This window comes from Pseudomonas germanica (assembly GCF_019614655.1).
GTDB classification, from domain to species: domain Bacteria; phylum Pseudomonadota; class Gammaproteobacteria; order Pseudomonadales; family Pseudomonadaceae; genus Aquipseudomonas; species Aquipseudomonas neuropathica.
Genome location: NZ_CP071586.1, coordinates 1,984,064 through 2,002,132, shown reverse-complemented (window position 1 = coordinate 2,002,132; position 18,069 = coordinate 1,984,064). Strand labels below are relative to the sequence as shown.

Annotated in this window: 18 protein-coding genes; 8 read left to right on the top strand and 10 right to left on the bottom strand. The window is 58.4% G+C overall.

Annotated elements, in window-relative coordinates:
• Positions 1–13 precede the first annotated feature (13 nt).
• The 7 genes from flgK to J0G10_RS08825 form a co-directional block, all read right to left on the bottom strand.
• Positions 14–2,059, bottom strand: coding sequence for a flagellar hook-associated protein FlgK (gene flgK, locus J0G10_RS08855; RefSeq protein ID WP_095050158.1), 2,046 nt, complete (start codon positions 2,057–2,059; stop codon positions 14–16).
• A gap of 24 nt (positions 2,060–2,083) precedes the next feature.
• Positions 2,084–3,376 carry a flagellar assembly peptidoglycan hydrolase FlgJ gene (gene flgJ, locus J0G10_RS08850; RefSeq protein ID WP_220558315.1) on the bottom strand — a complete coding sequence of 431 codons (1,293 nt, stop codon included), beginning with the start codon at positions 3,374–3,376 and terminating at the stop codon, positions 2,084–2,086.
• Between the two features lie 11 nt (positions 3,377–3,387).
• Complete coding sequence (locus J0G10_RS08845) at positions 3,388–4,476, bottom strand: flagellar basal body P-ring protein FlgI (RefSeq protein ID WP_176091703.1); 1,089 nt, start codon at positions 4,474–4,476, stop codon at positions 3,388–3,390.
• A gap of 27 nt (positions 4,477–4,503) precedes the next feature.
• The gene (gene flgH, locus J0G10_RS08840; protein WP_038363773.1) at positions 4,504–5,199 is read right to left on the bottom strand and encodes a flagellar basal body L-ring protein FlgH; all 696 of its coding nucleotides are present in this window, start codon (positions 5,197–5,199) and stop codon (positions 4,504–4,506) included.
• A 52-nt stretch (positions 5,200–5,251) separates the two neighbouring features.
• Positions 5,252–6,037 carry a flagellar basal-body rod protein FlgG gene (gene flgG, locus J0G10_RS08835; protein WP_095050156.1) on the bottom strand — a complete coding sequence of 262 codons (786 nt, stop codon included), beginning with the start codon at positions 6,035–6,037 and terminating at the stop codon, positions 5,252–5,254.
• Between the two features lie 45 nt (positions 6,038–6,082).
• Positions 6,083–6,823 (bottom strand): flagellar basal body rod protein FlgF, encoded by a 741-nt coding sequence (locus J0G10_RS08830; RefSeq protein WP_093439577.1) that lies wholly within the window; start codon positions 6,821–6,823, stop codon positions 6,083–6,085.
• Positions 6,824–7,122: 299 nt separating this feature from the next.
• Complete coding sequence (locus J0G10_RS08825) at positions 7,123–8,688, bottom strand: sigma-54-dependent transcriptional regulator (protein WP_220558314.1); 1,566 nt, start codon at positions 8,686–8,688, stop codon at positions 7,123–7,125.
• A 374-nt stretch (positions 8,689–9,062) separates the two neighbouring features.
• Between J0G10_RS08825 and phhA the strand changes: the two genes are divergently transcribed.
• From phhA to J0G10_RS08800, 6 genes are all read left to right on the top strand, one after another.
• Positions 9,063–9,854: a phenylalanine 4-monooxygenase gene (gene phhA, locus J0G10_RS08820; RefSeq protein WP_220558313.1), complete on the top strand. Its 792-nt coding sequence runs from the start codon at positions 9,063–9,065 to the stop codon at positions 9,852–9,854.
• Positions 9,855–9,969: 115 nt separating this feature from the next.
• Entirely contained in the window at positions 9,970–10,326 is a 357-nt protein-coding gene (locus tag J0G10_RS08815) for a 4a-hydroxytetrahydrobiopterin dehydratase (protein ID WP_003222798.1), read from the top strand.
• Positions 10,326–11,519, top strand: coding sequence for an amino acid aminotransferase (locus J0G10_RS08810; protein ID WP_099758328.1), 1,194 nt, complete (start codon positions 10,326–10,328; stop codon positions 11,517–11,519). The genes J0G10_RS08815 and J0G10_RS08810 overlap by 1 nt, the downstream gene beginning before the upstream one ends.
• Before the next feature lie 194 nt (positions 11,520–11,713).
• Positions 11,714–11,845 carry a hypothetical protein gene (locus J0G10_RS30125; RefSeq protein ID WP_256573958.1) on the top strand — a complete coding sequence of 44 codons (132 nt, stop codon included), beginning with the start codon at positions 11,714–11,716 and terminating at the stop codon, positions 11,843–11,845.
• A 35-nt stretch (positions 11,846–11,880) separates the two neighbouring features.
• Positions 11,881–12,099, top strand: a complete 219-nt coding sequence (locus tag J0G10_RS08805; RefSeq protein WP_245398030.1) for a hypothetical protein — start codon at positions 11,881–11,883, stop codon at positions 12,097–12,099.
• Between the two features lie 114 nt (positions 12,100–12,213).
• On the top strand, positions 12,214–13,401 hold the full coding sequence (locus J0G10_RS08800) for an MFS transporter (protein ID WP_176471293.1): 1,188 nt from the start codon (positions 12,214–12,216) through the stop codon (positions 13,399–13,401).
• Here the strand turns inward: J0G10_RS08800 and arfB are convergent.
• The gene (arfB, locus tag J0G10_RS08795; RefSeq protein ID WP_220558312.1) at positions 13,398–13,811 is read right to left on the bottom strand and encodes an alternative ribosome rescue aminoacyl-tRNA hydrolase ArfB; all 414 of its coding nucleotides are present in this window, start codon (positions 13,809–13,811) and stop codon (positions 13,398–13,400) included. The two genes, J0G10_RS08800 and arfB, sit on opposite strands and share 4 nt — an antisense overlap.
• Before the next feature lie 157 nt (positions 13,812–13,968).
• Between arfB and queC the strand changes: the two genes are divergently transcribed.
• The gene (gene queC, locus J0G10_RS08790; protein ID WP_220558311.1) at positions 13,969–14,667 is read left to right on the top strand and encodes a 7-cyano-7-deazaguanine synthase QueC; all 699 of its coding nucleotides are present in this window, start codon (positions 13,969–13,971) and stop codon (positions 14,665–14,667) included.
• 53 nt (positions 14,668–14,720) lie between these two features.
• Here queC and J0G10_RS08785 read toward each other — a convergent pair whose 3' ends face one another.
• Together J0G10_RS08785 and J0G10_RS08780 are read right to left on the bottom strand one after the other, a co-directional pair.
• The gene (locus J0G10_RS08785; protein WP_220558310.1) at positions 14,721–15,596 is read right to left on the bottom strand and encodes a queuosine precursor transporter; all 876 of its coding nucleotides are present in this window, start codon (positions 15,594–15,596) and stop codon (positions 14,721–14,723) included.
• The gene (locus J0G10_RS08780; protein ID WP_176471290.1) at positions 15,580–16,203 is read right to left on the bottom strand and encodes a helix-turn-helix transcriptional regulator; all 624 of its coding nucleotides are present in this window, start codon (positions 16,201–16,203) and stop codon (positions 15,580–15,582) included. Before J0G10_RS08780 ends, J0G10_RS08785 begins: the two co-directional genes overlap by 17 nt.
• 511 nt (positions 16,204–16,714) lie before the next feature.
• On the opposite strand from J0G10_RS08780, the gene J0G10_RS08775 reads away from it, so the two are divergent.
• On the top strand, positions 16,715–18,064 hold the full coding sequence (locus tag J0G10_RS08775; protein ID WP_095125534.1) for a serine hydroxymethyltransferase: 1,350 nt from the start codon (positions 16,715–16,717) through the stop codon (positions 18,062–18,064).
• Positions 18,065–18,069 lie beyond the last annotated feature (5 nt).

Below are 18,069 nucleotides of genomic sequence, written 5' to 3'. Positions count from 1 at the left end.
GAATTACGACTCCTTAAAGGCTGTTGATCAGCGTGGCGAAAGTTTCCTGCGCAGCTTTGATGATCTGCGAAGACGCTGTGTAGTACTGCTGATATTTGACCAGGTTGCCGGTTTCTTCATCCAAGTTGACCCCGGACAGCGAATCGCGCGCGCCTTTGGCGTTATCCAGAATCGCCGAGGTCGCGGCGCTGTCGGACTTGCCTTGGGCGGTTTTGGTACCGACGTTGGTCACCAGCTTGTTGTAGGCGTCAGTCAGGCTGATGCCCTTGCTCGCCGAACCGGTATCGACGGTCTGCGCCGTTTGCAGGGCGACCAGCGATTGCGCGTTGCGGTTGTCCGAAGACGCCGCACCGGTGAGATTCATGGTGAAGGTTTCGCCGGACTTCGGCGTGCCGCCAACGGTGGTCTGTACGGAGAATGTCTTCTGCACGTTCGGCGTAACACTGGTGTCCATCACCGGGTTGCCGCTGGCATCGACGATGCCGACTTTCAGGTCCAGCGTGTTCGATTGACCGGGAACGATAGTGCCGCTGCTGATGAGGCCGCCCTTGGCATCCACAAAGGTGTAGGACTGGCTGCCCCCGGTGACCGCACCGAACACCAGCTTGACCGGCGTCGAGTTCTTCAGCGCCGCCTGCATGTCAGCCTGGGCAGTCGGGTTGTAGATATCGATTTTGCTGTTGAGCGTCGGCTGGGTGAAAGTGCCCAGACCGTTGGCGCTGGCTACACCGGTCAACGGACCGGCCGCAGCGATTTTCTTCGGATCGGTGAGCACTGTCTGGATGCTCGCCGCCGCATTGCGGGTCGGCGTGACTTTGAAGCTGTCACCGGCGCTCAACGCACCACCCTTGAGAGCAAGGGTAAAACCGTCGATCACAGGCGGCGGATTGGTCGTGGTACTGAAGGCGCCCATATCGGTGCCATCGGAACGCTTGACGGTGTAGTCAGTGGCGCTGGTGAACGTCACTTGATAATCGCTGGTGGTCAGCTTGCCGGTGTCCTTGATGGTGACATCGAGGTTACCCGAACCGGTGCTGTTGCCCGACTGCGCGATGCTGCGCGAACTGATCAGCGCGGCACTGTTGATGTTGTTGAAAATGGCCGCGCCGAAGTCACCGTTCTTGTCGATGCCCTGGGCTTGCTGACTGTTGACCTGATCAGCGATCACCAGCGCCACGCGGCCCAGCTCGTTGAGCGACGGGTCGAGGACTTCTTTGCGGTAAGTCAACAGGCCGCCGATTTCACCGCCGCTCATCGCCGAGGTGATGTCGATGGTGCTCGAACCGCGATCCATCTGGATGGCCATGCGCGACGGGTCGTCTTTGCTCGCGACCATGCTCAGCGTGTTGGTGGTGTTGCCGATCACCAGAGGCTGACCGCTGCCGATGTAAACGTCGAAACTGGTGCCACGCTCGACGACCTGTGCACCCGTCAGTTCGGAGAGCTGGCGCACGGCTTCGTTGCGGCTGTCGAGCAGATCGTTCGGCGCACCGCCACTGGTGGAGATCTCGCCGATTTTCTGGTTCAGGTTGGCAATCGAGGTGGCCAGTTTGTTCACCTGGGCCGTCATGTCGCCAAGGCTGCCGTTGATGGTGGTGTTCTGGTCGTTGAGCTGTTTGGCGATGGTATTGAAGCGACTGGTCAGCGCCTGCGCACCGGTCAGCACCGATTGGCGGGAGGTGTCATCGGTCGCCGACGTCGAAACGCCCTGCATCGTGGTGAAGAACTTCTGCAGCACACCGGTCAGGCCGGTGTTGGTGTCCGACAGCATCGAGTCCAGCGGTGTGGCCTGCGCCAGGTAAGCAGCCGATTCGCTGTCGAGCGAAGTAGCGGTGTGCAGCTGGCTTTCCAGGTACGAGTTGTACACCCGGCGCACGTCGGCCAGGGTCGTGCCCGTACCGATGAACACGGTGCCGAACTGCTGCGAGGATTTGGTGCCCTGCACGGTTTGCTGACGTGAATAACCGGCGGTGTCGACGTTGGCAATGTTGTTGCCTGTCGTAGCCAAAGAGGACTGGCTGGCCGACAGTCCCGACATCCCGATATTGAGCAAACTCATGGTTCAGACCTTATACCTTGTGCCTTATAAAGGCGTGGTGGATACACCCGCCGCAGCGTAGTTTTGGAAACTGTTCATCTGCTTGGCAATCTGCGAAATCTTGCTTGCGTAGTTCGGGTCGGTGGCGTAACCGGCCTTTTGCAACTCGCGTACAAACTGTTCTGGGTTATCGGCAGACTTCACGACATCTTGATAGCGATTATTGCTCTGCAGCAAAGTCACCAGATCGTGGAAGCTGTCCTTGTACGAGGCGTAGGAACGGAACTCCGCCGTCTCCTTGACCATCTCGCCATTGCGAAACTCGCTGGTGATCGCCCGGGCCGAATCGCCCTTCCAGTTGCTGCTCGCCTTGATGCCGAACAGGTTGTGGCTGCTACTGCCATCCTGGGCACGCATGACCGACTTGCCCCAACCGGTTTCCAGCGCCGCCTGCGCCACCAGATAACGCGGATCGACGCCGATGCGGTCGGCCGCTTCCTTGGCCATCGGCAGCATGGTGTTGACGAATTCGTCGGCGGAACTGAAAGCTTTCTTCGCCGGAGCCAGTGGAATCTGCGCCATGGCGCGACCGTAGACCTGCATCTGTCCGCCCGAAGCTTTTTCGCCCTCGGCGCGGGCCAGCCAATCGCCGTTGTACAGCGGGCCGGCGCCAGTGCTGGCAGCGGTTGTCGCACGCTGCGGCAATGCCGTTGCCGCAGCCGGCGTGGCTGACGGCACCAGCCCGGCGAGCAAACGATCGGCCAGTTTTGGTGGCAAAGCCAGGCGACGCTGATTGATCAGTTCCATATCGTTGCGATGAGCCAGTTGCGTGTTCGGCGCATTCACCGAACGCGACGCCCACAGCGGTCGCTCGCCATTGAGCCGCGACAACGGGCCATTGGTGGCAACGGTGCCGGCGGCAATCGGCGTAGCCACGGCAGCAGCTTTCGCCTTGGCTTCTTCCTGCTTGGCGGCGGACGCGGCAGCGGCCTCGCCCGGCGCCAGCGGTTTGTTCTTCGACATCTGGCGCATCAGCACGTCGGCCAGACCGATACCACCGCCCTCGCGGGACATGGAAACGGCCAGTTGCTGGTCGTACATTTCCTGATACTGCTTGGCCGCCGGCGTGTTCAGCGGATTGTCTTCACCCAAGGCGTTGGTCGCCGAGCGCATCGACTTGAGCATCTCGCCAAGGAACAGCGATTCGAATTCCTGCGCCACCTTGCGCAGGTTTGCATCGCTGTTCTTGTCGCCGACCTTGAGCTGGTTCAGGCGATTGAGGTCCGAGTAGGAACCCGAATCGCTGCTGCTGACCAGACCGCTTTTGCGCATATCCATAAGGGTCGGCCTCAGATCACGATCAGGTCGGCTTGCAACGCGCCGGCCTGCTTCAAGGCTTCGAGGATCGCCATCAAGTCACCCGGCGCCGCGCCGACCTGGTTCACCGCACGAACGATTTCGTCGAGGGTGGTGCCCGGACCGAACTTGAACATCGGTTTGGCTTCCTGCTCGGCATTCACCCGCGAGCGCGGCACGACAGCGGTCTGGCCATTGGACAGAGGGCCGGGCTGGCTGACAATCGGGTCTTCGGTGATGGTCACGGTCAGGCTGCCGTGGGTCACGGCGGCTGGCGACACTTTCACGTTCTGGCCAATGACGATGGTGCCGGTACGCGAGTTGATGATGACTTTCGCCACCGCCTGACCCGGGTCGACTTCGAGGTTTTCCAGGATCGACAGGTAGTCGACGCGCTGGCTCGGATCGAGCGGCGCAGTGACACGGATCGAACCGCCATCGATGGCTTGCGCAACGCCAGGGCCAAGCATGTCGTTGATCTTGTCGACGATGCGTTTGGCCGTGGTGAAGTCGGAACGGTTGAGGTTCAGCGTCAGGCTGTTGCCTTGGTTGAAACCGCTCGGCACCGAACGCTCCACAGAGGCACCGCCGGGGATACGACCGGCCGACGGAACGTTGACGGTGATCTTCGAACCGTCACGGCCTTCGGCGTCGAAGCCGCCGACCACCAGGTTGCCCTGAGCGACTGCGTAGACGTTGCCGTCGATACCCTTGAGCGGGGTCAGCAACAGCGTACCGCCACGCAAGCTCTTGGAGTTACCGATCGAGGACACGGTGATATCGACCTGCTGACCGGGTTTGGCGAACGCCGGCAAGTCGGCACTGATCGACACCGCTGCGACGTTTTTCAACTGCACGTTGCCCGATCCCGGCGGCACCTTGATGCCGAACTGCGAGAGCATGTTGTTGAAGGTCTGCAGGGTGAACGGGGTTTGCGTCGTCTGGTCGCCGGTGCCGTTAAGCCCGACCACCAGGCCGTAACCGATCAACTGGTTGGAACGCACGCCGGAAATGCTGGCGATATCTTTCAGCCGCTCGGCGTGGGCACCAAAGGCTGCGGACATCAGCGCCGCAGCCAGCATGAGGCTCTTGAAATTCAACGTAGCCACCTAGAAAGGGAACAGCGGGCTGAGGAAGAAACGGTCGAACCAGCCTGGCTGACTCGTATCGGCAAACGCGCCGGTACCCGAGTAGGTGATGCGTGCATCGGCGACCCGGGTCGACGACACAGTGTTGTCCGTGGCGATGTCATCGGCACGCACCAGGCCGGCGATGCGCACCAGTTCGTCACCGGTGTTCAGCGTCAGCCACTTCTCGCCACGCACGGCGATGATGCCGTTGGGCAGCACGTCAGCGACGGTCACGGTGATCGAACCGGTCAGGCTGTTGCTCTGCCCGGACTTGGCGTCGCCTTTGGTCGAACGGTCGGCGCTATAGCCGGCGTTCAGACTCAGGTCGTTGCCCCCAATCGGATTGTTAGTGGTCAGGCTGGAGCCGAACAACGAGGTCAGACCGACCTTGTTGTCACTGTTCTTGTCCATCTGCGAGTTGGCGTTCTTGCTCGCCTGCGTGCGCTCGTTCAGGGTGATGGTGATGATGTCACCGACCCGGAAAGCCTTGCGGTCGCTGTACAGGTTCTGCTCGAAGCCGGCCTGATAGATCGAGCCATTATTGGCGGCAGCCGGCAACGGCGTGCGCGGCAACACCGGGGCGTAGTAAGGGTCATTGGGCTTGGGCGTCGGAGCGACGCAGCCCGCGAGCGAGACGACCCCACTCAATGCCAGAACAGATACAAAGCGATTCATGACCCTACCTCACGGTGTTGCAGGCGACCTCATGGCCGCCTCATAGACTTGATTACAGATTCTGCGTTACGAACGAGAGCATCTGGTCAGCGGTGGAGATCACCTTGGAGTTCATCTCATACGCGCGCTGAGTGGTGATCATGTTGACCATTTCTTCAACAGTGCTGACGTTGGAGGTTTCCAGGGTGTTCTGCAGGGTGGTACCGAAACCGGCCAGACCCGGAGTGCCGACTTGCGGCGCGCCGGAAGCGGCGGTTTCCAGGAACAGGTTGTTACCCACTGCTTGCAGACCGGCCGGGTTGATGAAGTCGGCGGTTTGCAGGTTGCCAATCACTTGCGCTGCCGGGTTACCGGCGATGGTCACCGACACAGTACCGTCACGGCCAACGGTGAAGGTCTGGGCGTCGTTCGGGATAACGATGGCAGGTTCCAGAGCGAAACCGCTGGCGTTGACGATCTGGCCGTTGGAATCGAGGTGGAAGGTACCGTCACGGGTGTAGGACGTGGTGCCGTCCGGCTGCAGGATCTGGAAGAAACCGCGACCGTCGATTGCCATGTCCAGCGGCTGCTCGGTGGTTTGCAGGCTGCCGGCGGTGAAGTTTTTCTGGGTGCCGACAATGCGCACACCGGTACCCAGTTGCAGACCCGACGGCAGTTCGCTGTCCTGAGTCGACTGAGCGCCCGGCTGACGCTTGATCTGGTAGAGCAAGTCCTGGAATTCGGCACGATCACGTTTGAAACCCGTGGTCGACACGTTCGCCAGGTTGTTGGAAATGGTGGTCAGGTTGGTGTCCTGGGCGGACAGACCGGTTTTGGCAACCCATAGAGCCGGAAGCATTCGATTCTCCTCGTGCGCCTGTTTTTCGGCGCGACGTTCTGATAATTAGCTGATCTGCAAGACCCGAGCCATGGCCTGGTCGTCGTCTTTGGCGGTGTTCATCATCTTGACGTGCAACTCGAACTGCTTGGCCAAGGCCAGCACCGAGGTCATCTCTTCAACGGCGTTGACGTTGCTCGACTCCAGGAAACCCGACACCAGTTTGACGTTGGCATCGGCCGGCGCAGGCTGGCCGTCCTTGGTGTAGATCGAGCCGTCGAGGCCCTTGTTCATGTTCTTGATGTCCGGGTTGACCAGCTTGATCCGGTCGACCTCCGCCATGACGCGCGGGCCTTCGCCCATCGCCCGAATACTGATGGTGCCGTCTTCACCGACTTCGATCTGCTGCTCGGGCGGCACGGCGATCGGACCGCCATTGCCCATCACCGGCATACCGTTGCCGGCGCGCAATACGCCGAGGGCGTCGACGTTGAGGCTGCCGGTGCGCACGTAGCTTTCGCCGCCGTTCGGGTTCTGCACGGCGATCCAGCCATTGCCGGTGACGGCGACGTCGAGGTCACGACCGGTCTGCACCAGCGAGCCCGGGGTGAAGTCGGTGGCGGGCCGTTCGCTCATGGCAAACGCACGCGCCGGAAAGCTGTCACCGAACACCGGCATCGAACGCGCCTGCTCCAGGTCGCGCTGAAAACCGTTGGTGGAGATGTTCGCCAGGTTGTTGGCATGAGCCTTCTGCGCCAGTGCGTTCTGGCTGGCGCCGGTCATTGCCACATAAAGGTACTTGTCCACACTCTTTCCTCTGCATGCCGGACGTTTGCCGCCCACCGCTGTACTGCTGAGCCATAAGCAATTTGCAGACCAACTTTTTTCTGGCGCACAAAGGCCCGGCAAACAAAGGACTTGGGGGATGGCGAGGGGAAATTTGAAATGTATCGAAGTCGAAAAACCGGCGGTGTTATGCCGCTTGGCGGCAATCCCTCGAATGATCGTTCCCACGCTCCGCGTGGGAATACCTCAATGGACGCTCTGCGTCCGCTTTGGGACGCGGAGCGTCCCGGGCTGCATTCCCACGCAGGGCGTGGGAACGATCACGTGCTGCCCGACTCTTTGCCGACTTCGTATTCACGCAGCTTGTTGGCAATGGTGGTATGCGAAACCCCCAAACGCTTACCCAACTGCCGACTGCTCGGATGCTCGGAATACAACCGCTCCAGCACCGCTTTTTCGAATCGCCCGACAATCTCGTCCAACCCGCCTTCCAGCGAGAAATCGCCAAGCGGCTGACGCACGCCGTAATCCGGCAGACGAATATGCTCGGCCTTCACCGTGCCGCCATCACACAGCGAAACCGCCTGGAACAGCACGTTCTCCAGTTGCCGCACGTTGCCCGGCCAATGGTAATGACTGAGGCGATCCATCGCCGCCTGCGCCAGTTTCGGCAGCGAACAGCCGATCTGCCGACTGGCCTGATCGAGAAAGTGCTCGACCAGCGGCGTCAGTCCGTCGAGGCATTCACGCAGCGGCGGGATGTGCAGCGAGAGCACGTTCAAGCGGTGGTACAAATCCTGGCGAAACTCGCCGCGCGCGCACAGCTCCGACAAGTCGACCTGCGTCGCACAGATGACCCGCACATCCAGATAAACCTCTTCATCACTGCCGACCCGGCGGAAGCAACCGTCCTGCAAAAAGCGCAGCAACTTCACCTGAAGACGCGGGCTCATCTCACCGACACCGTCAAGAAACAGCGTGCCGCCCGCTGTCAATTCCAGCAGCCCGAGCTTGCCTTCAGCGCGTGCACCTTCGAACGCGCCCGGGCCATAACCGAACAACTCAGTCTCGGCCATCGACTCCGGCAGGCCTGCGCAGTTGAGCGCCATCAACGGCGACTGCCCACGCGGACTGGCGAGGTGACAGGCGCGCGCAAGCAATTCCTTGCCGGTACCGGTTTCGCCCTCAATTAATAGCGGAGCGTCGAGCGGCGCCATACGCCGCGCTTCACGCACCACGGCGGCCATCACTTTCGAGCTCTGGAAGATGCTGTCGAAGCCACGCAGCTCCTGCTTGCGCACATTGTAGATGCGCTCGCCTACGCGATCGGCGCGGTGCAAGGTCAACACCGCACCAGCCATGGCCTCACTGTCGTCGTGCTCCGATTGCAGCGGCGCGATGTCGGCCAGAAAGATGTCGCCCTTGACCTTGACCCGCATGCCGTTGATTCGCGACTTATTGGCGCGCACCAACTCCGGCAAGTCGAAATCTTCGGCGTAACGCGACAGCGGAATACCCGGCACTTCATCGACCCGCACGCCGAGCAACTGCGCCGCCGCACGGTTGGCCGCCACGATCGAGCCACCCATGTCGATCGACAGCACCGGAAACTCCAGCGCGCCGAGCAGCGCATTCAACTCCATGTGCCGACGCTCGCTGGGCATCAGCCCAACCCGCTTGACGCCAAACACCCCGGCGATCGCCTCGAATTTCGGGCGCAACGCCTGGAACTGGATGTTGATCAGGTTCGGGCAATGCAGATAGATCGCGTTGCCATGCTCACCGCCGACCTCACCGCGCGCGACGTTGATCCCGTAGGCAACCAGCAGGTTGAGAATGTCGCGCAGGATGCCGATGCGGTTCTGGCAGTGGACTTTGATGCGCATATAAATCGCCCGAATAAACGATGAGAAACCTGTAGGAGTGAGCCTGCTCGCGATGGCTTTGGGTCAGTTGATATTGATGCTGACTGATGCACCGCTATCGCGAGCAGGCTCACTACTACAGGGGGACCGCACCAGACTTTTCTGTAGTGGCACGCAGATAGTTGTCAAGATTATGTGACAGCCACTAGGCTTTTCAAACCTGAAAATCACCGAAAATGCGCACCGGCGGTCAAAGCGTAACGATAACTTTACGAATTAAAGAGAAATTTCCCACGAGCAGGCCATTTAACCTGCTGCACATCAACTCGCTCTCAGGTAATTCTGAATCCATCGCTGGACATAACAAGAACGAATTCCCCTAGCAGGAGAGCAGTATGAAGCAGACGCAATACGTGGCCCGCGAGCCCGATGCGCAAGGTTTTATCGACTACCCCGCCGAAGAACATGCGGTGTGGAACACGCTGATCACTCGCCAGTTGAAAGTGATCGAAGGGCGTGCCTGCCAGGAATACCTGGACGGTATCGAAAAACTCGGTCTGCCCCACGACCGCATTCCGCAACTGGGCGAGATCAACAAGGTGCTCGGCGAGACCACCGGTTGGCAGGTCGCCCGCGTGCCAGCACTGATCCCCTTCCAGACCTTTTTTGAATTGCTGGCCAGCAAGCAATTTCCTGTGGCGACGTTCATTCGCACCCGCGAAGAACTGGACTATCTGCAAGAGCCGGACATTTTCCACGAGATCTTTGGTCACTGCCCGCTGCTGACCAACCCGTGGTTCGCCGAATTCACCCACACCTACGGCAAACTCGGTTTGCAGGCCACCAAGGAAGAACGTGTTTATCTGGCGCGCCTGTACTGGATGACCATCGAGTTCGGCCTGGTCGACACCCCGCAAGGCAAACGCATTTACGGTGGCGGCATCCTGTCCTCGCCAAAAGAAACCGTTTATTCGCTGTCGGACGAACCTGAGCATCAGGCGTTCGATCCGCTCGAAGCCATGCGCACGCCGTATCGCATCGACATCCTGCAACCGGTGTACTTTGTCCTGCCGAACCTCAAGCGTCTGTTCGACGTGGCCCATGAAGACATCATGGCCATGGTTCGCCAAGGCATGCAGCTGGGTCTGCACGCACCGAAGTTTCCGCCGAAACCGAAAGCCGCGTGAACCGCGACTTTTGCTGACAATTGAGCCTGTCCGTCGCCGCCACTTTGGTTTAGCGTGACGGCATTGACAGCTCAAACGTTTTAATAAAAAAACACACTCGATTCAGGAATACACCATGTCCACTTTGAACCAAGCCCACTGCGAAGCCTGCCGCGCCGATGCGCCACAAGTCAGCGACGAAGAACTGCCGATCCTGATCAAGCAGATCCCTGACTGGAACATCGAAGTCCGCGACAGCATCATGCAGCTGGAGAAAGTTTTCCTGTTCAAGAATTTCAAGCACGCCCTGGCGTTCACCAACGCTGTCGGCGAGATCTCCGAGGCAGAAGGTCATCACCCGGGCCTGCTGACCGAATGGGGCAAAGTCACCGTGACCTGGTGGAGCCATTCGATCAAAGGCCTGCACCGCAACGACTTCATCATGGCTGCGCGCACTGACGAAGTGGCCAAGACCGCAGAAGGACGCAAGTAATGCACTTCGACGCCATCGGCCGGGTACCCGGCGACCCGATCCTCGGTTTGATGGAGGCGTATGCGCAGGACACCAACCCGCGCAAATTCGACCTGGGCGTTGGCGTCTACAAGGACGCTCAGGGCCTGACGCCAATCCCGGAGGCGGTGAAAATCGCCGAAGCGCGGCTGGTCGAAAGCCAAGACACCAAGACCTACATCGGTGGCCACGGCAACCCGCTGTTCGGCAAAGTCATCAATCAGTTGGTGCTCGGTGCCGACTCGAAGCTGATCGCCGCACAACGTGCCGGCGCCACCCAGACCCCGGGCGGCACTGGCGCCCTGCGCCTGGCCGCCGACTTCATCGCCCAATGCCTGCCGGGCAAAGGCGTGTGGCTGAGCAACCCGACCTGGCCGATCCACGAAACCATTTTCGCCACGGCCGGGGTCAAGGTCAGTCACTACCCGTACGTGGGCAGTGACAACCGCCTCGACGTCGATGCCATGCTTGCCGTGCTCAACCAAGTGCCAAACGGTGATGTGGTGCTGCTGCACGCGTGCTGCCACAACCCGACCGGTTTTGACTTGAGCCATGACGACTGGCAGCGCGTGCTCGATGTGGTGCGCAGCCGCAATCTGCTGCCGCTGATCGACTTTGCCTACCAGGGCTTTGGCGATGGTCTGGAACAGGATGCGTGGTCGACCCGCTTGTTCGCGGCCGAGGTGCCTGAGCTGCTGATTACCAGTTCCTGCTCGAAGAACTTCGGTCTGTACCGCGACCGCACCGGTGCGCTGATCGTCTGCGCGAAAACCGCCGAAAAGCTCATCGACATCCGCAGCCAACTGGCCAACATCGCCCGCAATTTGTGGTCGACACCGCCCGATCATGGTGCTGCGGTGGTCGCGACCATCCTCGCCGATCCAGAGCTGAAAGCCCGTTGGGCCGATGAAGTGGAAGCCATGCGTTTGCGTATCGCGCAGTTGCGCAGCGGCCTGGTTGAAGCGCTGGAGCCGCATGGCCTGCGCGAGCGTTTCGCACACATTGGCGTACAACGCGGGATGTTCTCTTACACCGGACTGTCGCCGGAGCAAGTGAAACAACTGCGTGAGCATCACAGCGTGTACATGGTCAACTCGGGCCGGGCGAACGTCGCCGGCATCGACGCTACGCGCCTCGCCTTGCTGGCAGAAGCCATCGCCAGCGTCTGCAAATAATCCCTCCCATTGCTCGTTCCCACGCAGAGCGTGGGAACGATCAATCACCACAGCTTTTGCTCCCCCCTGCGGCCATCTGTCGCATTAATTTGAATTAAAAGTCTGATTGTCATTTTTCCTGCTGTATCCTGCGCAGGCTTTCAAGAAGCGCGGATCTACCAGATCTATCAACAGACTTAGCGAGGAGCGCAACCATGCACGAGATTCCTAATCTCCCCTTCCCAAGCCTGCACGTACCTGAGCAGACGACCACGCAGCAAGCCGGAGCCCAACAGCCCGAGCAGAAAGAAGCCGTTGAGAGCCGCCCGGCCGACAACGAAGAGTAAGACCCCGTCGTACAGACCGTGTGGAAAGCGCTAACATGCGCTTTCCACACTGCCTGAACCCCGAGCCCGCCATGACCGACGAATTCTCCGAAAGCCAAGCTGCCGTACTCATCGGCGCCACCGAGAAAATGATCGATATCTGGAACCGTCTCTCCCCCGAGAAACAAGCCGTCCTGCTCGCCCGTTTCGGCAGCGAAGAAAATGCCCTCGCGGCGCTGGTCACCACACAACTGGTTGCCCCGGCCAACCCCTGAAGCGGCCTCCCGGCAAATAGTTTTACTTTTCCCGCCCCAGAAGCCTCCACGCCGGTATCATAAGCAGCCTATCTAATCTGCCGTTCCTGTGGATCGTTACCCATGTCGTCCTCTATGTCCGAGCCCCAGCGCCCCCTGGCGGTCACGCTGCAAGTCGTTTCTATCGTCCTCTTCACCTTTATCGGTTATCTGAACATCGGCATTCCGCTCGCGGTGCTGCCAGGTTATGTGCACAGCGATCTGGGCTTTGGTGCGGTGATCGCCGGTCTGGTGATCAGCGTGCAATACCTCGCCACCCTGCTCAGCCGCCCGTACGCCGGCAAGATCATCGACAACCAGGGCAGCAAACGCGCAGTGATGATTGGCCTGGCCGGGTGTGGCTTGAGCGGTGTGTTCATGCTGATTTCGGCGTGGACACCGAGCATGCCGATGCTCAGTTTGATCAGTCTGTTGATCGGTCGCCTGGTGCTGGGCAGCGCTGAAAGCCTTGTCGGTTCCGGCTCGATCGGCTGGGGCATTGGCCGGGTTGGCGCGGCAAACACCGCCAAAGTGATTTCCTGGAACGGCATCGCCAGTTATGGCGCACTGGCGGTTGGCGCACCGTTCGGTGTGTGGCTGGTCGGCCAGTTGGGTTTGTGGAGCATGGGCGTCAGCATCATCTTGCTGGCGATTCTTGGTCTGGCGTTGGCCTGGCCGAAAACCGCCGCACCGATTGTGGCGGGTGAACGCCTGCCGTTCATGCATGTGCTCGGTAAAGTGTTTCCCCACGGTTGCGGCCTGGCGCTGGGCTCGATCGGCTTCGGCACCATCGCCACTTTCATCACCCTGTATTACGCCACACAGCATTGGGACAACGCCGTGCTGTGCCTGAGCCTGTTCGGTGCCAGCTTCATCGGTGCGCGCCTGCTGTTCGGCAATCTGATCAACCGCCTCGGCGGCTTTCGCGTGGCGATTGCCTGCCTGTCGGTGGAGACACTGGGCCTGCTGCTGTTGTGGCTGGCACCGGACGCACATTGGGCGCTGGCCGGTGCGGCGCTGAGCGGGTTTGGTTTCTCGCTGGTGTTCCCGGCGCTGGGTGTGGAGGCAGTGAATCTGGTGCCGGCTTCAAGCCGTGGCGCAGCGGTCGGTGCTTATTCGCTGTTCATTGATTTGTCGCTGGGGATCACCGGGCCATTGGCCGGGGCGATTGCGGCAGGCTTCGGCTTTGCTTCGATCTTCCTGTTCGCCGCTCTCGCTGCATTGAGCGGATTGGCCTTGAGCGTGTATCTGTACAAGCACACGGCCAAGTACCGCGAAGACTAGAAGTCCACTTTGCCGCGCCCGGCCTTGATGCTGCCGCGCTTGGTTTTCGATTCGAGCCGGCGCTTCTTCGATCCGAGGGTCGGCTTGGTCGGGCGGCGTTTCTTTTCGACTTTGGTGGCGCTGAGGATCAGCTCGACCAGACGCTCAAGCGCATCGGCACGGTTGGCCTCCTGCGTACGGTATTGCTGGGCCTTGATGATCAACACGCCATCGCTGGTGATGCGACTGTCGCGCAACGCCAGTAGCCGCTCCTTGTAGAACTCGGGCAAGGACGAGGCCGGAATGTCGAAGCGCAGGTGCACCGCACTGGAAACCTTGTTGACGTTCTGCCCACCGGCACCTTGCGCGCGGATGGCCGTCAGTTCGATCTCGGCATCGGGAAGCTGCACGTTGTTGGAAATCACCAGCATGGAAAAACGTCCGTAATCAGAGTGCACAGGATACCGCGATTAGCTGCAAAGCGACCTGCGGCCTGCGGGCGCAACTTCCAGCGCACTTATATCGAGCATCATTTCGAGTTACCATTGCGACCTTTAAATTTACCCGTTTAATGCAGGAAGCAGACTTATGAGCAACAAGGCAGTTATCGTTTTCAGTGGTGGCCAGGACTCTACGACCTGCCTGATCCATGCACTGACCCACTACGATGAAGTCCACTGCATTACCTTTGATTATGGTCAGCGTCACCACGCGGAAATTGAAGTTGCCCAGCAACTTTGCAAACAGCTTGGCGTGACCGTTCACAAGGTAATGGATGTCTCTCTGCTGAATGAACTGGCGATCAGCAGCCTGACCCGCGACAACATTCCCGTGCCGACCGTCAACAGCTCCGGAGAAAGTCTGCCCAGCACTTTCGTACCGGGAAGAAACATTCTGTTTTTGACCCTCGCTTCTATCTATGCGTATCAAGTTCAAGCCCGAACAGTCATTACCGGCGTTTGCGAAACCGACTTCTCGGGTTACCCGGATTGCCGCGATGAGTTCGTCAAGGCGTTGAACAACGCGCTTGAACTGGGCATGGATTACAAGTTACGTCTGGAAACGCCACTGATGTGGCTGAACAAAGCCGAAACCTGGGCGCTGGCTGATTACCACAATCAACTTGACCTGATTCGTCATCACACGCTGACCTGCTACAACGGTATAGCTGGAAGCGGATGCGGCGACTGTGACGCGTGCAATCTTCGCGCGAAAGGCCTCAGCGACTTCCTGGAGAACAAAGAGCAGGTAACCAACAGTTTGAAATTGAAACTCAAACTAAAATAAGGCACAAAAAAACGCTCGCCTGGACAATCCAAGCGAGCGCTTCTGCTATTCGATCAAACCTGGCTTCCTGTCAAATACCTCTTGAACAGCGACCGCGCCCCATAAGCGGGCATGATATTAAAGAAAGCAAAACCCACTTTGATCGCGATCTGCACATAGATCATGCTCAAGATCGCACTGTTCTCCATCGTTCCATAGAATGCGATGTAACAGAACAGAAAGCTGTCGATGATTACTGCAAACAATGTACTCAAGAATACTCGCAAGAACAGGAATCTGGAGTTGGTCAGTTCCTTGATCTTGCACAACAGATACGAGTTGATGTTTTCGGACACCAGAAACGATATCGAAGACGCTACCAGAACAGAAGACAATTGACTGATCACGTCATTGTAAGGTCCATCGAGCTTCCACCCCGGCAACCCCGGCAAATGGGTGGTGATCGCCAATAGAATGATAATCGCCGCATTGCTGATGAACGCAAAGAGAATTGCCCGGCGCGCCAACCGCAGACCAAAGGTCTCGTTCAACAGGTCAACGATCAGAAAGGTCAGCGGGTAAAGAAAGGTTCCCGGGGTCACGACAATGTCAAAGTAATCCAGATAGATCGGTTTAGTCGCTGCAATACTGGTGAAGATATAAAGCGTGAACAACATCAAGTTCAGGATAATGTAGATCATCCAGGAACTCTCATGACGATCATTGATTTCGTAAGCCGTCAGCGCCCCACCCTGGGAGTAGAACTTCTTGTAGAGGTTTTTCACTTCGATTTTATTCAGATTATCCATAATCTCACTATTCAACACTTCACTCAGTTTTATTTTAATTATCTTGCCTGTCGCAATGACCATGATAACGGCCAGGCTTTTTCCATTTTCGAACCCCAGCAATTTGTACTTGCTGTTTTCCATTTCAACACTGCAATCCATTAAATCGTTCCTCGATTACATCTCCGATCACGCATACACGATCCGTATCAAAGCTGCCTTCATGGCTTATAGATAACTTCGCTGTGATTTTGTCATACACCAGTTTTTCCCTGTCGCTGGTCGATGCTCCTTTCTGCACGATCAACAGATCGCCGGGTTCGTTCATGCCACTGATTTCGTTTTCCAGAAGCACGCCAATCAGGTTAAAGGACGCGCCAAAATAGTAAGTCAGTGGATGAATCGTGGCCAGTTCACCAATTCTTTTATCCAGACTTTGCAGCAGCATACTTTCCTTGATGACAGGCACCGCCGCCGGATTCATGTTCCCCTGTGGCGAAATACTGCTTTCGATGATTTCCTTCTCTTCAAAATCAATCGTTTCTATTTCCTCGTAAGACACGCCGAAGAAATCAGAAATCTTGCGCACAGTGGACTGTTGTACATTGACCACTTTGCCTTCAAGGATGTTGTAGATGGTGGTACGCGTCAAACCACTGGAGTGACACAAGGACAACTGCGTCTCCCCGCGACTCTTTATCAGGTATTTGATGTTGTTTTTCAGATTCTCCGATCTTTCTCTTCTGTGTATCACATGCTTGCCATCCATTTTTTAACTGCAATCAATGTCACGCCCCGAATGATCATTCCGGACATGCACAAGTGAGGTAGGAAATTGCAGTTATATCCCTGTCAGTGCCGCGCAGGATCATAGCATTCTCCCTCCTTGGGTTCGGTATAAAAAGTCAGCCTTCACGCGATGCCACCCACTGGCAGGATGATTTCAGCCTTTGTACTGACTAGTCAGTTTCGGTTGCCTTTCACCCGGCGTCTGAAAATCGGCATCATGCCATGGCCGTTTTACACCCGCAGCGGCTACAAAAAGAATCATTTTCTTTGAAGAATGTTCATTTTTTTGATTAATTCTGTGGCGTTCCTCACTGAAAAATTTATGATGCGTCAACCCGGCGCTTCATTCTCGAGAGTGAAAGAACGAAAAAACGGGGACCTGTACAGGGTTTAGTTTTGCGCTCACAGCGGTCAAAACACGGATTCGCCTGTACAGATCTGGCAAGCAAGGACATGCGCAAATCTCGCAAAACCAGGGAAGGAATCAAGCAATGGCAGTCATTACTGAACCGCTCAAGAACCAGGCTGACATGTTGCGTCGTGGCCTGGCGGATCTTCGCGCAGAAGACGCCGAACTGGCGGCCATTCTCGACGCTGAAGTCACGCGTCAACAGCACACGCTTTCACTGGCCTCCTCCTCCTGCGCCGTCCAGCCGCGAACCTTGGCGGCCTCTGCTTCCGTGCTGGTCAACGTGACGGCAGAGGGCATGTCCGGCAAGCGCCACAGTGCAGGGTGCGAGAACGTCGAACTGGTCGAGTCGCTGGCCATCCGCCGAGCGCGGCAACTGTTCGGCGCGCAATACGCCAACGTGCAGCCACACTCAGCGTCGAACGCTATATACCAAGTCCTTACGGCCTTGCTGGAGCCTGGCGACACCTTGCTGGGTATGGCAGTGGAACACGGTGGTCATCTCACGCATGGCAGCCTCGCGGCGTTTTCGGGCGCCTACTACAAGGCGATCCAGTACGGCACGACATCCGACGGTCTCATTGATTACGACAAAGTGCGTCTGCTGGCGCTCGCCCATCGCCCACGCGTCATCCTCTGCGGCGCCACCGCCTATTCACGCGTAGTCGACTTCAAGCGGTTTCGCGAAATTGCCGATGAAGCCGGCGCCATCCTGCTCGCCGACATTTCGCATATCGCCGGGCTTGTGGCCACCGGACGGCATCCAGGTCCGATCGACGCCGCACATGTCACCGTCACCTGCACGCACAAGCAACTCGCCGGACCTCGGGGTGGCGTGATCCTCAGCGGTCGGGACGCCAACACCAAGATCCCCGGCTTGAGAACCACCTTCAGTCGCCTGCTGGATCAAGCCGTTTACCCGCGCATGCAGGGCGCGCTCGCCGCCAACATGATCGCAGCGAAGGCTGCCGCGCTGGGTTACGCAATGTCCGCAGAATTCGATGCCTGCATGGCACAGATCCGCAGTACGGCGGATGAAATGGTCAAAGCGTTTCAGGCCAAGGATTATGAGGTGGTCGGCGACTGCAGTGAAAACCACACAGTGCTGGTTCGCTTGCGGGGTGGCATCACAGGGGCTATCGCGGAGGCGGCGCTGGGACACTGCGGGATCATCGTCAACAAACATCGCCTACCCGACGATCCCCGTTCGGCACTTGTCACCAGCGGGCTGCGTATCGGCACCGCGGCTCTAGCGCAACGCCGGGTCGATGTCCACGGCAGCCGCCAGATCGTCGATTTGATCGTGCGGGTTCTGAATACGGTAGCGCCGCTCGGCGAACAGGATTACACGCTGGAACCTCTGCTCCTCGCGCAGTTTCGCTCAGAGGTCGAAACCCTGTGCAGGGACTATCCTCTCGCCGACTATCAATAGCGGTC

Coding starts and splice junctions, on each gene's coding strand:
- queC (WP_220558311.1), top strand. CDS start 13,969: ATGAGCAACAAGGCAGTTATCGTTTTCAGTGGTGGCCAGGACTCTACG.
- J0G10_RS08775 (WP_095125534.1), top strand. CDS start 16,715: ATGGCAGTCATTACTGAACCGCTCAAGAACCAGGCTGACATGTTGCGT.
- J0G10_RS08805 (WP_245398030.1), top strand. CDS start 11,881: ATGCGCTTTCCACACTGCCTGAACCCCGAGCCCGCCATGACCGACGAA.
- J0G10_RS08800 (WP_176471293.1), top strand. CDS start 12,214: ATGTCCGAGCCCCAGCGCCCCCTGGCGGTCACGCTGCAAGTCGTTTCT.
- J0G10_RS08845 (WP_176091703.1), bottom strand. CDS start 4,476: ATGCTGGCTGCGGCGCTGATGTCCGCAGCCTTTGGTGCCCACGCCGAG.
- J0G10_RS08810 (WP_099758328.1), top strand. CDS start 10,326: ATGCACTTCGACGCCATCGGCCGGGTACCCGGCGACCCGATCCTCGGT.
- J0G10_RS08815 (WP_003222798.1), top strand. CDS start 9,970: ATGTCCACTTTGAACCAAGCCCACTGCGAAGCCTGCCGCGCCGATGCG.
- flgK (WP_095050158.1), bottom strand. CDS start 2,059: ATGAGTTTGCTCAATATCGGGATGTCGGGACTGTCGGCCAGCCAGTCC.
- J0G10_RS30125 (WP_256573958.1), top strand. CDS start 11,714: ATGCACGAGATTCCTAATCTCCCCTTCCCAAGCCTGCACGTACCTGAG.
- phhA (WP_220558313.1), top strand. CDS start 9,063: ATGAAGCAGACGCAATACGTGGCCCGCGAGCCCGATGCGCAAGGTTTT.
- J0G10_RS08785 (WP_220558310.1), bottom strand. CDS start 15,596: ATGGATTGCAGTGTTGAAATGGAAAACAGCAAGTACAAATTGCTGGGG.
- flgJ (WP_220558315.1), bottom strand. CDS start 3,376: ATGGATATGCGCAAAAGCGGTCTGGTCAGCAGCAGCGATTCGGGTTCC.
- J0G10_RS08825 (WP_220558314.1), bottom strand. CDS start 8,688: ATGCGCATCAAAGTCCACTGCCAGAACCGCATCGGCATCCTGCGCGAC.
- arfB (WP_220558312.1), bottom strand. CDS start 13,811: ATGCTGGTGATTTCCAACAACGTGCAGCTTCCCGATGCCGAGATCGAA.
- flgH (WP_038363773.1), bottom strand. CDS start 5,199: ATGAATCGCTTTGTATCTGTTCTGGCATTGAGTGGGGTCGTCTCGCTC.
- flgG (WP_095050156.1), bottom strand. CDS start 6,037: ATGCTTCCGGCTCTATGGGTTGCCAAAACCGGTCTGTCCGCCCAGGAC.
- J0G10_RS08780 (WP_176471290.1), bottom strand. CDS start 16,203: ATGGATGGCAAGCATGTGATACACAGAAGAGAAAGATCGGAGAATCTG.